The organism is Piscinibacter gummiphilus, from assembly GCF_032681285.1.
GTDB lineage: Bacteria > Pseudomonadota > Gammaproteobacteria > Burkholderiales > Burkholderiaceae_C > Rhizobacter > Rhizobacter gummiphilus_A.
The window spans coordinates 3,770,453-3,782,464 of record NZ_CP136336.1; the positions used below are offsets into that span (position 1 = coordinate 3,770,453).

The following is a 12,012-nucleotide window of genomic DNA, read 5'->3' on the forward strand; positions in this document are numbered from 1 at the left end:
CCGTGGCTCCGACAGCGGGCTGCGGTGCCGTCCTACAGCACCAGGGCCACGGCGCCGATGGTTACCACTCAGATGTCTTTCTAGAGTTCATGCATCGCCACGCCATCCCACGAGGACTGCATGTTCAGCTCACAAGACCAGAAAACCCAGACGTCGACGGCCAGCACCGAGTACACCCCACTGGTGCTCGACGAGGCAGGCCTCGAGGCCGCACGCAAGAGCATCGACCAGGGCGCGATCACGCCCGCCTACGGCCCCTGGCGCGAAGACATCATCAAGCTGCTGAACGACTCGCTCGCCACCGAGCTCGTGTGCGTGATGCGCTACAAGCGCCACTACTACACGGCGGTGGGACTCGACTCCCCGGCCATTGCCGACGAGTTCCTCGTGCATGCGAACGAAGAGTCGGCCCACGCCGACAAGCTCGCGCAGCGCATCGTGCAACTGGGCGGCAAGCCCGACTTCCGCCCCGACTCGCTCACGCAGCGCAGCCACGCCGACTACGACGAATCGCTGGAGCTGCAGGACATGATCCGCGCCAACCTCATCGCCGAGCGGGTGGCCATCGAGGCCTACACCCAGATCATCAAGCTGATCGGCGACAAGGACAGCACCACGCGCCGCATCCTCGAGGAGATCCTCGCGGACGAGCAGGAGCATGCCGACGAGCTGTCGGACTGGCTGGCCTGAGCGCCCAGAGCGCATCGTCGAGTTTCCGCCCCAGGGTGGTGGGCCGAAGAACCACCCGCATGTCCAACACGTAAGGAGCTACACCATGATGATCCGCACCACCCTCGCCGCCGCGATGACGGCCGTTGCACTGCTGGCCACTTCGGGCTGCGCGGTGACCCGCAAGCAGGAGACCGTCGGCCAGTTCGTCGACGATGCCGCCATCACCACCGCCGTGAAGGCGCGCTTCGTCGACAACAAGGAAGTCGACGCGACCTCGATCAAGGTCGAGACGCTCAAGGGCACGGTGATGCTGTCGGGCTTCGCGAAGAACGCGAACGAAAAGTCCACCGCCGAAAACCTGGCCTGGAAGGTCGACGGCGTGAAGGCCGTGAAGAACGAGATCGCGGTTCGTCCCTGATCGCACGCCTCTGCACCGCCCCGGGTTCACCTGAACGCCGGGGCTTTTTTTCGCACACCCGATGCAGACCGACGACGAAGACGACGATGACCCGCTGCCCCGCCGCACGCACAAGCCGCGCGTGCGGTCGAGTGCCGCGACGAACCTGCTGGCCGCGCTCGCCGTGGTGGCGGTGCTGTGGTGGGGCCAGCGATTCCTGATCCCGCTGACCGCGGGGCTGATGCTGGTGATGCTGGTGACGCCGCTGTCGGTGACGCTCGAACACTGGCTGCGCAGCCGCACACTCGCCACGCTGATCACGCTGGCCGTGGTGATGGGCACGCTGGCCGCGGGGGGCATGATCTTCGGCGGCCAACTGGTGCGCGTGGCAGAGCGCACGCCCGAGATGATCAGCATGGCCGCCGCCAAGCTCGCCGAGCGCGACCCGGGTGCGGAGTCGGTCGTGTCGCGGGCCCGCATCGCCTTGCAGGAGCTCGACCGCGCAACCGAGCGGGTGATGTCGGGCAAGCCACCGCGGCCGACGAAGCGCGTGGTGGCAGCGGCGGCAGCTGCAGCGGCCGCCTCAGCGCCGAACACGATCACCGCAGGGGCGACGGTGGCCTTGCGCGAGGGCGCGGTCACGGGGTCGAGCGCCCTGCTCGAGTTCACCGCCAACCTGAGCATCGTGTTCCTCATCGCCTTCTTCGTGCTGATCGGCGGCAAGCCCCTCACCGAGCGATTCCTCGGCCTCTGGGGCGAGCACCCGGAGGTGCAGTCACGAGCCGAGAAGGCCTTGCTCGAATGTGCCCACCAGGTGCGCGTCTACCTGGGCGTGCTGATCGTGACCAATGCACTCATCGGGGCCGCGGTGTGGCTCGCCTTCTGGGCCACCGGACTGCCCGATGCGGGCGGCTGGGGCATCACGGCGGGGCTGTTGCATGTGATCCCCTACCTCGGGATGGCGGTGCTCACCGGGCTGGGTGCAGCCGAGACCTTCCTCGCGCATGGCTCGCTCGGCTCGGCCGCGGCGATGGCGGCCTTCATCATCGTGATGTCGACGCTGATCGGCACGGTGGTGACGGCGTGGCTGCAAGGCCGCGCGGCCAAGATGAACCCGGCGGCCGTCTTCGTCGGCCTCGTGTTCTGGGGCTCGATCTGGGGCCTGTGGGGGCTCTTCCTCGGGCCGGCGCTCGTGGTGGTGATGAAGGTGGTCGCCGCACACACCCGCGCCGGGCAGCGGCTCGCGCATCTGATGCAGGAGGCGCCGCCCGAACCGAAAGAACCCGCCTAGTCGTCGAGGCCGAGTTCCTGGATCTTGCGCGTGATGGTGTTGCGGCCGATGCCGAGCTTCTGCGCGGCTTCGATGCGGCGGCCTCGCGTGATCTCGAGCGCGGTGTGAATCAGCTGCGCTTCGAACTTGCGGGTGAGCGTGTCCCACACCTCGGGCACGCCGGCCTGCAGCATGGTGCGTGACTCGCGTTCGAGGTCGGAGAGCCAGTTGGCACTGGCCACCGGCGCCTCGATGGGCAACACGGGCGCGGCGGGTGCCGTCCACGCAGGCGCCGCGGCAGCCGGTGCGGCGCCCGGCAGGTCGGCCCCCTCGATGACCACGGCCGGTGCCGCAGGTGCGGGCAGCGGGCGTGCGGCCATCGGGTCGCCACCGCCGAGCAGTTCGGGCGGCAGGTCCTTGGGCTCGATCACCTGGGCCGGGGCCATCACGGTGAGCCAGTGGCAGATGTTTTCCAGCTGGCGCACGTTGCCCGGGAAGTCGAACTGCATCAGCTTGTTGAGCGCTGCATCGGTGATGCGCTTGGCTTCCACGCCGAGTTCCTTGGCGCTCTTCTGCAGGAAGAAGCGCGCGAGCGCCGGCACGTCTTCGCGCCGCTCGCGCAGCGCGGGCAGGCGCAGGCGGATGACGTTGAGGCGGTGGAACAAGTCTTCGCGGAAGGCGCCGAGCTTCACGCGCTCTTCGAGGTTCTGGTGCGTGGCGGCGATCACGCGCACGTTGGCCTTGAGCGGGTTGTGGCCGCCCACGCGGTAGAACTGGCCGTCGCTCAGCACACGCAGCAGGCGCGTCTGCAAGTCGAAAGGCATGTCGCCGATTTCGTCGAGGAAGAGCGTGCCGCCATCGGCCTGCTCGAAGCGGCCGCGGCGGGTGGTCTGCGCGCCGGTGAAGGCGCCACGCTCGTGGCCGAAGAGTTCGCTCTCGAGCAGGTCTTTCGGAATCGCCGCGGTGTTGATCGCGACGAAGGGGCCGCTGGCGCGCGGGCTGTGCTTGTGCAGCGCATGGGCCACGAGTTCCTTGCCCGAGCCCGACTCGCCGGTGATGAGCACCGTGACCACGCTCTGGCTGAGCCGCCCGATGGCGCGGAAGACGTCTTGCATGGCCGGCGCCTGGCCGAGCATCTCGGGCATGGCGGCCATGCGTTCGTCACGCACTTCCTCGCGCATGCTCTCGTCGACCGCGCGGCGGATGAGCTCCACCGCTTTCGGCACGTCGAAGGGCTTGGGCAGATATTCGAAGGCGCCGCCTTGGAAGGCGCTCACGGCGCTGTCGAGGTCGGAGTAGGCCGTCATGATGATGACGGGCAGTCCGGGCGCGCGCTCCTTGACCTTGGTGAGCAGCTCGATGCCCGAGCCACCCGGCATGCGGATGTCGGAGACCAGCACCTGGGGCTGGTCTTCTTCGAGTGCGGCGAGCACGTCGCGCGGGTTGGTGAAGCTGCGTACCGCGAGTTCTTCGCGCGCCAGCGCCTTCTCCAACACGAATCGGATGGATTGGTCGTCGTCAACGATCCAGATGGGTTTCATGCCCTGCCTGTTCTAGTGGCCGCTGACGAAGGCGCAATGACTACGGCAGCGGTATCACGATCTTGAAAATGGTCTGGCCCGGCTCGCTCGCACATTCGATCACGCCTTGGTGCTGTTGCACGAAGGTTTGCGCGAGTGTGAGCCCCAGACCCGACCCGCCATCGCGTCCTGATACCAGGGGGTAGAAGATGCGATCGCGGATCGACTCGGGGATGCCCGGGCCGTTGTCTTCAATATGCAAGTCCAGTGCCAGTCGATAGCGCTGCTTGCCCAAGGTGACCTGCCGTGCGATGCGCGTGCGCAGCGTGATGACGGCGTCGCCCTGGGCGATGCGCTCGGTGAGCGCCTGGGCGGCGTTGTGGGCGATGTTGAGCACGGCCTGGATCAGCTGCTCGCGGTCGCCGCGGAATTCGGGGATGGAGGTGTCGTAGTCGCGTCGCACGGTGAGCCCGCGCGGGAATTCGGCCAGGATCAGCGCCCTCACCCGCTCGCACACCTCGTGGATGTTGACGTCGCTCACCACGTGGGGCTTGCGGTGCGGCGCGAGCAGGCGGTCGACGAGCGCCTGCAGGCGGTCGGCCTCCTGGATGATGACCTGGGTGTATTCGGTGAGCGCACGCGACTCGACTTCCATCTCGAGCAGCTGGGCCGCGCCGCGGATGCCGCCGAGCGGGTTCTTGATCTCGTGCGCCAGGTTGCGGATCAGCTCCTTGTTGGCGGCGGCCTGGCCGAGGGCGCGCTCCTCGCGGTCCATGCGCGTCTGCTGCTCGATCTCGACCAGCTCCACGAGCACCTGGTCGGGCCGGTCGATCTGGTTGACGATCACATGCACCGGAAGCGGGTCGCTGTGCAGCTGTGCGGGCCGGCGCAGTAGCCCCTCGAAGCGGCTGGTGGCGAAATCGTTGCGGGCGACCGCATCGACCGTGTCACGCACGATCTGCGCGTCGACGAACCAGTCGAAGAGCGAGCCTCGCAGCACGCTGCGCCGCGACAAGCCGAGCACATGCTCGAAGGCGGCATTGGCGAAGAGGCAGCTGCCCTCGCGGTGCACGACGGCCACCATCGTGGCCAGCTGATCGAAGGCCTCGTAGGCCCGGGTTTGCGCCGAGGTGAGGGCGGGCGGCTGCGACGCCAAGTGGGTGGACGAGGAAGCGGCGCTCACTGCGGTTTCGGGGTGGCGTCGGCCGGCGTCTGCTTGGACAGCTCACGACGCAAGGCCGCGACGTCGCTTTCCTTGCGGGCAATCGAGGCCTTCATCTCGGCCACGCGGTCGAGGTACTTCTGATAGTTGCGCTCGTCGCCTCGCCGCTCGGGCTCGCCATTGTTGAACTCCTTGCGCAGGTTGGCGAGTTGCTCCTCTTCCTTGCGCAGCTCGGCTTCGAGGATGCGGCGCGCATCGGAATCGCGGTTGCGCTGCTCGGTGGCGTCAACGCGCTCGCGGTTCGGCGCGGGCGGCACCGGAGCCCCGGCGGTCGGGCGGGGCTTTGGCGACTGGATCACGGTGATCGGTGCGCCTTCCAGCGTGCGGCAGCCCTTGTCCTTGGCTTCCTTCGCGGACAGGCTGTCGGTGTACAGCGGCGGGTTACCGGGGCAGCGGTAGACAGGCTTGTCGCCTTGCGACCAGGCCGGCGATGCCGCCGTGAGGGCGGTCAACATGGAAAGAGAGAACCGGAAGCGCGCTGATGTCATGTGTCACCTCTGCCCTGTAACGCCAGCGCCCGTGCGCAGGGTGACAGGACAAGCCTTGCGATTGTGTCCGATTGCCATCCCGATGCACCAAAAGAAAAGGGACGGCAAGTGCCGTCCCTTCGAGCCTTCGGAACCGGAAGAGGTTCAGAGGGTGTAGTACATGTCGAACTCGATCGGGTGCGTGGCCATGCGGAAGCGGGTCACTTCCTGCATCTTCAGCTCGATGTAGGCATCGATGAAGGCGTCGGTGAACACGCCACCCTTGGTCAGGAACGCGCGGTCCTTGTCGAGGTAATCGAGCGCCTGGTCGAGGCTGTGGCAGACGGTCGGGATCTTCGCGTCTTCTTCCGGCGGCAGGTGGTACAGGTCCTTCGTCGCGGCTTCGCCCGGGTGGATCTTGTTTTCCACGCCGTCGAGACCGGCCATCAGCATCGCCGAGAAGCCCAGGTACGGGTTCATCAGGGGATCGGGGAAGCGCGCTTCAACACGGCGGCCCTTCGGGTTGGCCACGTGCGGGATGCGGATCGAGGCCGAGCGGTTCTTGCTCGAGTAAGCCAGCTTCACCGGGGCTTCGAAGCCAGGCACCAGGCGCTTGTACGAGTTGGTGCCGGGGTTCGTGATGGCGTTCAGCGCGCGAGCGTGCTTGATGATGCCGCCGATGTAGAACAGGGCGAACTCGCTCAGGCCGGCATAGCCTTCGCCAGCGAACAGGTTCTTGCCGTCCTTCCAGACCGACTGGTGCACGTGCATGCCGGAGCCGTTGTCGCCCACGATGGGCTTGGGCATGAAGGTGGCGGTCTTGCCATAGGCATGGGCCACGTTCTGGATGACGTACTTCTGGAGCTGCACCCAGTCAGCGCGCTGGACCAGCGTGCTGAACTTCGTGCCGATTTCCATCTGGCCGGCGTTGGCCACTTCGTGGTGGTGCACTTCGACCGGGATGCCCAGCGATTCGAGGATCAGGCACATCTCGGAACGCAGGTCCTGGCCGCTGTCGACCGGGGGCGTGGGGAAGTAGCCGCCCTTGACGGTGGGGCGATAGCCGGAGTTGCCGTGCTCGTATTCCTTGCCCGTGTTCCAGGCGCCCTCTTCCGACTCGATCTTCGAGAAGCAGCCGGACATGTCGTTGCCCCAGCGCACGCTGTCGAAGATGAAGAACTCGGGTTCCGGACCGAAGAAAGCGGTGTCACCCAGGCCCGACGACTTCATGTAGGCCTCGGCGCGCTTGGCCAGCGAGCGCGGGTCGCGCTCGTAGGGCTTGCCGTCGGCAGGCTCGACCACGTCGCAGGTGAGGATGAGGGTGGATTCTTCGAAGAATGGGTCGATGTTGGCCGTGGTCGGGTCGGGCATGAGCTGCATGTCCGACGCTTCGATGCCCTTCCAGCCGGCGATCGACGAACCGTCGAAGGCGTGGCCCGACGTGAACTTGTCTTCGTCAAAGTGAGACACGGGCACGGAAACGTGCTGTTCTTTGCCGCGGGTGTCGGTGAAACGGAAGTCGACGAACTTGACTTCGTTCTCCTTCACCATCTTCATCACGTCGGCGACGGTCTTGGCTGCCATCAGGGGACTCCTAGCGAGATGCTGTGTGGGGTTGGAATTGGGTCAGTAATGCTGGCAGTTCGAGCGCGGACCGGCCCCGAAAAGCGCACAGGAATGTAGCAGAAAGCATGCCCGGAACCCCCTGAGCAGGAGGCGGCAGATCCCGGGCACGGCACAGCTACCGCAGCACGGCGGGAGATGGTGCACGGGAATGCTGGCGAGGAGGATAACACCACTTTGGTGCACATCAGCGCACCAAACGCGGGCCCCTCTGGGAGGCCTAACGCACCACTCCGGGGCTCTCGTCGACCGGCTTCGGAAGCGCCTCGATGACAGCCGCTTCGGCCTTCAGCGACCCCTCGGCCAGCCGGTGGGCCTGCAGCGCCGCCAGCAGGTAGTGCGCGAACCACAGCGCGGAGAACGCGAAGACGAGGGTATAGACCCAGATCGCGATCGGCACGAGCACCGGCGCAAAGGCCACGAACATCACCCCCGACACCCACAGCAGCGACGGCGCCGCCCCGAGGTAGCCGCTCAGCACGCCCATCACGAGGAGCACGACGCGGTGCTTCTGAACCACGGTGCGCCGCTCGTCCTGGCTGGCGTGGTCGACGAGCATGTCGTAGCTCATGACGCGGTAGGTGAGCCAGCCCCAGATCAACGGCGGCACCACCAGGGCGACCGGCGGCACCAGCCAGAACGGAATTGACACCACCATCGCCACCGCCGCGATAAACGTGGCGCTCACGCTCACGAAGAGGCTGCCCATGAACGAACCGCCGCGCCGCAGTTCGAGCGCGGGAAAGCGGCGCCGCGCCACGAGCTTCAACATGAACGGCGCCATCAGCACCGCCACCGCCAGCAGGGAGAAGAACACGATCACCGGCGTGGCCAGGAACACCACCACCAGCGGCGCCAGCACCGACTTGAGGCCCAGCAGGCCGATTGCCTCCAGCCATTTGAAGAGCACGGCGAGCAGTGCCCACGATTCGAACGCCGCGCGCACCCCATCGATGGCCGGCTCCCAATAGGCCCGCGCCAGCAGGTAGGCCACCCCGCAGGTCAGCACGAGTGGCAGCACCGACAACCCGATGACGAGCGGGTGCACGCAATAGGCCGCAGCGCGCCAGGCGGCATCGATGACGGATCTCATGGCGAGCAACGGCATGCCGGCCCTACCCTCGCCCGACCATGCGGCGCAGCCCCAGCCACTGCTGCGCCCAGAAGCCACGGCCGTAGTCGCGAGCGCCCTCTTCGGGCAGCTGGTCGCGGATCCCCGTGGGGTCGTAGCGTCGACTGAAATCGGCCGTGCGAAAAAGTAGGTCCCACACCGGAAAGAGCACGGCGAAGTTGTGGCCGCCGAGCGTGCCGCGCCCGGCCGATTCATGACCGGCACCGATGCTGTGGTGCAAGCGATGGAACCGCGGGCTCACCAGCACACGCTCGAACACCGGCCCGAACCAGAGCCGCACGTTCGCATGCGACAGGCTTTCCAGCAGCTGCGTGCAAGCCACGACGGCCACAAACTGCCCGGGCGCGATGCCGATCAGGCGGGCGGCGAGCACGAGGATGCTGTCGCGGATCAGGTCGTCGAGCAGGTGGTTGCGGTTGTCGCTCCACATCGTCATCTGGCGCTGGCTGTGGTGCAGCGAATGCAGCCCCCACCACCAGCCAAACTGATGCTGGCCGCGGTGCAGCCAGTAGTCGATGAAGTCGAGCACCACGAGGTAGGCGAGGAACGCGAACCATGCGGTGTCGGTGAGCCCGGGCCACAGCGGCGCCAGCGCCTCATCGAGCTGCCAGCTCGACAGGCCGTGAAGGCTCAGCGTGCCGAAGAGCAGATCCCACAGCGGGTCGACCGCGAAGAACAAAGCCAGGCGAAAGAAGCCCAGGCGATGCAGCAGCGTGTAGATCACGTCCACGCGCACCGCACGCCGGTCGACCACCGGCTCCACCGGCCGCCAGCGCTCCAGCGAACGAAACACCACCAGCATCACACCCAGTTGCAACAGCCCGACGAGCAGCCAGCCCGTGGCGTCGTAGCCGTCTTCGAGGAGGTTGCCGAAGCCGAGCGCAAACGCGACCGGCTGGATCACCGATTCGAAGGCGGTCTCTTGCACGCGGTGAAAGCCGTCGATGAAGGTTTGCAGCAGTTGGTCGATCATGACGACTCAACGCGCGAGCGCCGCACCCCGGTAGACAGGGTGCTCGGCCAGGGTCGCGAAGCAATAGCCCTTGGCCTTGAGCCCCTGGATCAGTGGCTCGAGCACAGCCGGTGCCCACGGGTCTTGCCGCGACCAGATGCCCAGATGCGCCAGGAGGATGTCGCCGCTGCGCACGTCGCGCAGCGCGCGGGCCAGCAGGCTGGTGTTGGGGTAACGGTCGCTCGGCAGCTCGTCGCCCAGGAAGCCGGCCGGGCTCCAGCCGACGTGCGTCCAGCCGCAAGCCTTCGCGGCGGCGAGCAGGGCCGGCGAGGTCTTGCCCCCGGGTGCACGGAAGAGCTTGGGCATCACCTGCCCACTCATCGCCTTGAAACGCTCGGCGGGGCGCTCGAGCTCGGCGCAGTACTGCGCATGGGTCCAGGTGTGCGACTGACCCGCCTTCGGCCCCGCGCTCGGGCGGACGCGAAAGCCGCCGGGCGTGTCGGCCAGCCAATAGACATGGTCGAAGGTGTGGGAGCCGAAGACGTGGCCTTCGGCGGCGCGCGCCTTCCACCACGGTGCCCAGTGGTCGTCGAGGCTCGTACCGCCGGTCTGCGTTTTCTCGTCGGCGAGGAAGAAGCTCGCCTTCACGCCCTGCCGCGACAGCACCTCGGCCACCAAGGGCGCCACGCCCATGTGGCCGGTGTCGAAGGTGAGGTAGACCGGCTTGTCGCACGTGGCATGCGCTGCGGTGGCACCGGCGAGCAGCGCCGCGACCAGCAGCCTAGCGGCGCGACGCATGATCGAGCGTCCACACGCCGTGCGGCGAGCGGCCGACCGCCACCTGGCGAACCACCTGCTTCTTCTCGATGTCGACGAAGCTCAGCTTGCGCGCCCAGCGCGAGCTGACCAGCAGGGTCTTGCCATCGGCCGACAGGTCCATGCAGTCGGGCCCACCCGGCCCCGGGAGCTGCGCCACGACCGCGAGGCTCTGGATGTCGATCATGCTGATCGTGTTGGCCACGCGGTTGCTCACGAACACATGCCGGCCATCGCCGCGCGAGCGGAAGGCATGCGCGCCCGCGCCGGTCTGGATGCGCTTGACGAGCTTCGGGGCTGCCTGCGTCACGTCATAGACCTCGACGAACTCGTCGCCCGTGAGGCCCACCATCAGCAGGCGGTCGTCGGGCGTGAGGTACACATCAGCCGGCAGCTTGCCGATCGAAATCTTCCAGCGCGGCTTCTGCGTGGCGATGTCGATGGCCATCAGCTCGTCACTGTCTTGCATCGACGCGTAGATGGTGGTGCTCTTGCTGTCGATCGACAGGTGGCTCGGCGTGCGCGTGGCACGCACACGGCCCGCGAGCTTGAGCGGCGTGGTGGCGTCTTGCGGTTCCCAACGATAGATGTCGACGTGGTCGAGCCGGTTGGCCGCCGTCACGAACCACTTCATGTCGGGCGAGAAGCGCAGGTGGTACGGGTCGATGATCTTGGTGATGGTGCGTTGCACCTCGCCCGTCTTCGGGTCGATCAGCGTGAGCGAGTCGCTCAGGGCATTGGCCACGATGAGCGACTTCTCGTCAGGCGTGAGATAGAGGTGGTGCGGCTCCTTGCCGGTCGGGATGCGCCTGATCTCGGTGAAGCTCACCGGGTCGATCACGCTGATCGACGCGTCGAGCGAGTTGAGCACGAAGATCGGCGCCTTGTCGGCCGCAGCGACCGATGAGCACCAGAGCGCGGCCAGCAAGGCCAGAACGACGGACCGACGAGCGGACGAAAGCGCAGACAACAGTTTCAAGACAGGCACCACCGGGGGAAGGCGGCTAGTGTAGGCGCGCGTTTCCCCGCAAAGTTCCCTGCGTTGCCGGCCTTATTCGTCGTCTCCGCCAAGAATGCCACCCAGCAGACCGCCGGCACCGAAGCCGCCGAGCGCCGAGCCTTCTTCGCGGCTGCCGCCACGCTGCGGCGCGGCCGCGAACACGCGTGAGGCCAGGCGCGAGAACGGCAGGCTCTGCAGCCACACCGTGCCGGGGCCGGCCACCTTGGCGAAGAAGAGGCCTTCGCCACCGAAGAGCGCCGTCTTGATCTTGCCGACGTACTGCACCTCGAAGTTGACGTTGGGCGTGAGGGCCACGAGGCAGCCGGTGTCGACGAAGAGCGTCTGCCCCGGCTTCAGCTCGCGGCGCACGACGGTGCCACCGGCGTGCACGAAGGCGAGCCCATCGCCTTCGAGCTTCTGCATGATGAAGCCCTCACCGCCGAAGAAGCCGGTCGAGATCTTCTGCTGGAAATGGATGCCGAGCGACACGCCCTTGGCCGCGCAGAGGAACGCGTCCTTCTGGCAGATGAGCATGCCGCCGAGCTGCTTCAGGTCCATCGGCAGGATCTTGCCGGGGTACGGCGCTGCAAAGCCCACGCGCAGCTTGGTCGAGCCCTGGTTCGTGTAGACGGTGGTGAAGAGCGACTCGCCTGTGATGAGGCGTTTGCCGGCGCCGAGCAGCTTGCCGAAGATACCGCCTTGGGCTTGAGAGCCGTCACCGAAGACGGTGTCCATGCCGATGCCGGCGTCCATGAACATCATGCTGCCGGCCTCGCCCACGGCCGCTTCGCCGGGGTCGAGTTCGACCTCCACGAACTGCATCTCGCTGCCCTTGATCTCGAAGTCCACCACGTCCATTGCCACGGCCATCACTCCAAACGTTAGATCCAACAGTAGGTCCAGAAGGAGCCGGCATTTTGAGCCATTTCGGCGAGTTCACG

At 66.8% G+C, this 12,012-nt stretch carries 12 protein-coding genes; 3 read left to right on the plus strand and 9 right to left on the minus strand.

Translation table 11 applies throughout. From position 1 onward, the window contains the following. Positions 1-120: 120 nt before the first annotated feature. From RXV79_RS17565 to RXV79_RS17575, 3 genes are all read left to right on the plus strand, one after another. A complete protein-coding gene (locus RXV79_RS17565; protein ID WP_316699341.1) occupies positions 121-690 on the plus strand; it encodes a ferritin-like domain-containing protein in 570 nt (189 codons plus the stop codon). Between the two features lie 85 nt (positions 691-775). Then, positions 776-1,090 carry a BON domain-containing protein gene (locus RXV79_RS17570; protein WP_316699343.1) on the plus strand — a complete coding sequence of 105 codons (315 nt, stop codon included), beginning with the start codon at positions 776-778 and terminating at the stop codon, positions 1,088-1,090. Between the two features lie 61 nt (positions 1,091-1,151). Next, positions 1,152-2,360 (plus strand): AI-2E family transporter, encoded by a 1,209-nt coding sequence (locus RXV79_RS17575; protein ID WP_316699344.1) that lies wholly within the window; start codon positions 1,152-1,154, stop codon positions 2,358-2,360. Here RXV79_RS17575 and ntrC read toward each other — a convergent pair. From ntrC to RXV79_RS17620, 9 genes are all read right to left on the minus strand, one after another. After that, on the minus strand, positions 2,357-3,880 hold the full coding sequence (gene ntrC / locus RXV79_RS17580) for a nitrogen regulation protein NR(I) (RefSeq protein WP_316699345.1): 1,524 nt from the start codon (positions 3,878-3,880) through the stop codon (positions 2,357-2,359). The two genes, RXV79_RS17575 and ntrC, sit on opposite strands and share 4 nt — an antisense overlap. A 40-nt stretch (positions 3,881-3,920) precedes the next feature. Beyond that, positions 3,921-4,943 carry a nitrogen regulation protein NR(II) gene (glnL, locus tag RXV79_RS17585; protein WP_413816704.1) on the minus strand — a complete coding sequence of 341 codons (1,023 nt, stop codon included), beginning with the start codon at positions 4,941-4,943 and terminating at the stop codon, positions 3,921-3,923. A 95-nt stretch (positions 4,944-5,038) separates the two neighbouring features. Then, positions 5,039-5,536 carry a hypothetical protein gene (locus RXV79_RS17590; RefSeq protein ID WP_316699347.1) on the minus strand — a complete coding sequence of 166 codons (498 nt, stop codon included), beginning with the start codon at positions 5,534-5,536 and terminating at the stop codon, positions 5,039-5,041. Between the two features lie 177 nt (positions 5,537-5,713). Further along, a complete protein-coding gene (gene glnA, locus RXV79_RS17595; RefSeq protein WP_316699349.1) occupies positions 5,714-7,132 on the minus strand; it encodes a type I glutamate--ammonia ligase in 1,419 nt (472 codons plus the stop codon). A gap of 259 nt (positions 7,133-7,391) precedes the next feature. Continuing rightward, positions 7,392-8,264: an EI24 domain-containing protein gene (locus RXV79_RS17600; RefSeq protein ID WP_316699351.1), complete on the minus strand. Its 873-nt coding sequence runs from the start codon at positions 8,262-8,264 to the stop codon at positions 7,392-7,394. 22 nt (positions 8,265-8,286) lie between these two features. Continuing rightward, positions 8,287-9,276 carry a sterol desaturase family protein gene (locus RXV79_RS17605; RefSeq protein WP_316699353.1) on the minus strand — a complete coding sequence of 330 codons (990 nt, stop codon included), beginning with the start codon at positions 9,274-9,276 and terminating at the stop codon, positions 8,287-8,289. A gap of 6 nt (positions 9,277-9,282) precedes the next feature. Further along, complete coding sequence (locus tag RXV79_RS17610; RefSeq protein WP_316699355.1) at positions 9,283-10,053, minus strand: polysaccharide deacetylase family protein; 771 nt, start codon at positions 10,051-10,053, stop codon at positions 9,283-9,285. Then, positions 10,037-11,005, minus strand: coding sequence for a YncE family protein (locus tag RXV79_RS17615; protein ID WP_316704136.1), 969 nt, complete (start codon positions 11,003-11,005; stop codon positions 10,037-10,039). The genes RXV79_RS17610 and RXV79_RS17615 overlap by 17 nt, the downstream gene beginning before the upstream one ends. 117 nt (positions 11,006-11,122) lie before the next feature. Further along, entirely contained in the window at positions 11,123-11,935 is an 813-nt protein-coding gene (locus RXV79_RS17620; protein WP_413816705.1) for a TIGR00266 family protein, read from the minus strand. Positions 11,936-12,012: the final 77 nt, after the last annotated feature.